Source organism: Pelomonas sp. KK5, from assembly GCF_001984095.1.
Taxonomy (GTDB): domain Bacteria; phylum Pseudomonadota; class Gammaproteobacteria; order Burkholderiales; family Burkholderiaceae_C; genus KK5.
This window is the reverse complement of the sequence record NZ_LYVQ01000443.1, coordinates 1-1,987: the sequence shown is the minus strand read 5'-3', so window position 1 is coordinate 1,987 and position 1,987 is coordinate 1. Positions and strand designations below refer to the sequence as shown.

Below are 1,987 nucleotides of genomic sequence, written 5' to 3'. Positions count from 1 at the left end.
GCCATCGCCGCCGGCCTGGCGCAACTGCCGCGCCCTGATTTCTCTCGGCTGAGCGTCGAGCACTACCGCGCCGGCCTCGCGATGTTCCCGCCCCTGCCGCTGCTGCACGATGCGGTGGCCGAGGTCGTGGACAGCGAGGCCGCCGGCATCGCCGTGCGCCTCTACAGGCCGAAGGGCCTGAGCGGTCCACTACCCCTAACGGTCTATTTCCACGGCGGCGGCTTCGTCGCCTGCGGCCTGGACAGCCACGACAACATCTGCCACCGCCTCGCCGTGCGCGGCGGCACGCTGGTCGCCTCGGTCGACTACCGGCTGGCGCCCGAGCACCCGTTCCCGGCGCCGGTCGAAGATGCCGTCGCCGCGCTGCAGGCGCTGCATGCGCAGGCCACGGGCCTCGGTGCCGATCCCGCCCGCATCGCCGTGGCCGGCGACAGCGCCGGCGCCCACCTGGCCGCCGTGGCCGCGCTGGAGGCCGGCGTGCCGCTGCGCCACCAGCTGCTGCTCTATCCGGTGATCGATAGCCGCTGCACCGCGCTCTCGCACCACGAGCTGGCCGAGGCGCCGATGCTCAGCGCCGAGCAGATGCGCTGGTTCTGGCGCCAGTACCTGCCGCACGCCTCGCAGGCCGCCGACCCGCGTGTGGCCCTGCTGCGCCGCGAAGACCTGGCCCGCGCCGCGCCCGCCACCGTCATCACCGCCCAATACGACCCCTTGCGCGACGAAGGCGAGGCCTACGCGCAGGCGCTGGTGAAGGCCGGCGTGCCGGTCGCCCAGCGCCGCTGGCCCGGCGTGTTCCATGGCTTCGCCAGCCTGCTCGGCCCGCTCGACGCGGCGTGCGAGGCGGTCGATCATGGGGCTGCGCAACTGGCCCGGTCCTTCGCGCAGCCCTGACAGGCAAGCAACAACCATCGAGGAGACAACAGAGATGAACGAACTCAAGGACAAGGTCGCGCTGATCACCGGCGCCGCCACCGGCATCGGCCGCGCCACCGCCGAACTCTTCGCCCGCGAGGGCGCCCGGCTCGTGCTGGCCGACTACAACGCCGACCAGGGCGAGGCGCTGGCCGCCGAACTCAAGCAGGGCGGCACCGAGGCGCTGTTCGTGCGCACCGATGTCTCCAAGGCCGCCGACTGCGAGCACGCCGTCAAGGCCGCCGTGACCGCCTACGGCCGCCTGGACGCGGCCTTCAACAACGCCGGCATCAGCGACGGCCCGCTGCCTCCCGGCTTCATCGACTACCCGCTGGAGCTGTGGGACCGGATGATGGCCGTCAACCTTTCCGGCGTCTTCTACTGCATGCGCTACCAGCTGCGCGCGATGCTGGAGACGGCCGGCGGCGCCGGCTGCGCCATCGTCAACACCGCCTCGATCGCCGGCCAGATCGCCTTCCCGGGCATCCCCGGCTATGTGGCGGGCAAGCACGGCGTGGTGGGCCTGACCAAGGCGGCGGCGGTCGAGTACGGCGGCCGCGGCATTCGCTGCAACACGCTGGCGCCGGGCTTCATCAACACGCCGATGACCGCGCCGGTCTTCGCCAGCCCGCAGTTCCAGGGCATGCTGCCGATGGCGGTGCCGATGGGCCGCGTGGCCGAGCCCGACGAGGTGGCGCAGGCCGCGCTGTGGCTGTGCTCGGCGCGCTCCTCCTACGTCAACGGCACCTACCTGTCGGTGGACGGCGGCTTCCTCGCGCAATAGCCGGTTCGCAAGATGTTCAAGCTGGTGGGGCTGGCCGTCTCGGCCGTGGTGGCGCTCGCCGCCGGGTATTCGTTTTCGCCGCGGCCGCTGCCGGCCTTCGCGGCCACCGCGGTGCAGGCCGACCGGCTGCTGGTCACCGGCGTGGCGCAGGCCGGGCGGCGGCTGCTGGCGGTGGGCGAGCAGGGGCTGATCCTGGCCTCGGAGGACGGCGGCGGCCGCTGGGTGCCGGTGCCGCTGGCGCGGTCGCGCGGGTCCACGCTGACGGCGGTGGCCTTCGCGGACGAGCGGCAC

The 1,987-nt window shown here is 73.2% G+C and carries 2 protein-coding genes and 1 pseudogene; all 3 read left to right on the top strand.

Annotated elements, in window-relative coordinates:
• Positions 1–891: alpha/beta hydrolase (locus B0W88_RS31475; protein WP_083749200.1), on the top strand; the 891-nt coding region annotated here is incomplete at its 5' end.
• Between the two features lie 34 nt (positions 892–925).
• On the top strand, positions 926–1,696 hold the full coding sequence (locus B0W88_RS31470) for an SDR family NAD(P)-dependent oxidoreductase (RefSeq protein ID WP_077038382.1): 771 nt from the start codon (positions 926–928) through the stop codon (positions 1,694–1,696).
• A 12-nt stretch (positions 1,697–1,708) separates the two neighbouring features.
• A pseudogene (locus B0W88_RS31465) lies at positions 1,709–1,987 on the top strand (sialidase); the annotation flags it as partial.

What these genes read in the sequence shown, in the direction of transcription:
- B0W88_RS31470 (WP_077038382.1), top strand. Translation starts at nt 926, where the DNA reads ATGAACGAACTCAAGGACAAGGTCGCGCTGATCACCGGCGCCGCCACC.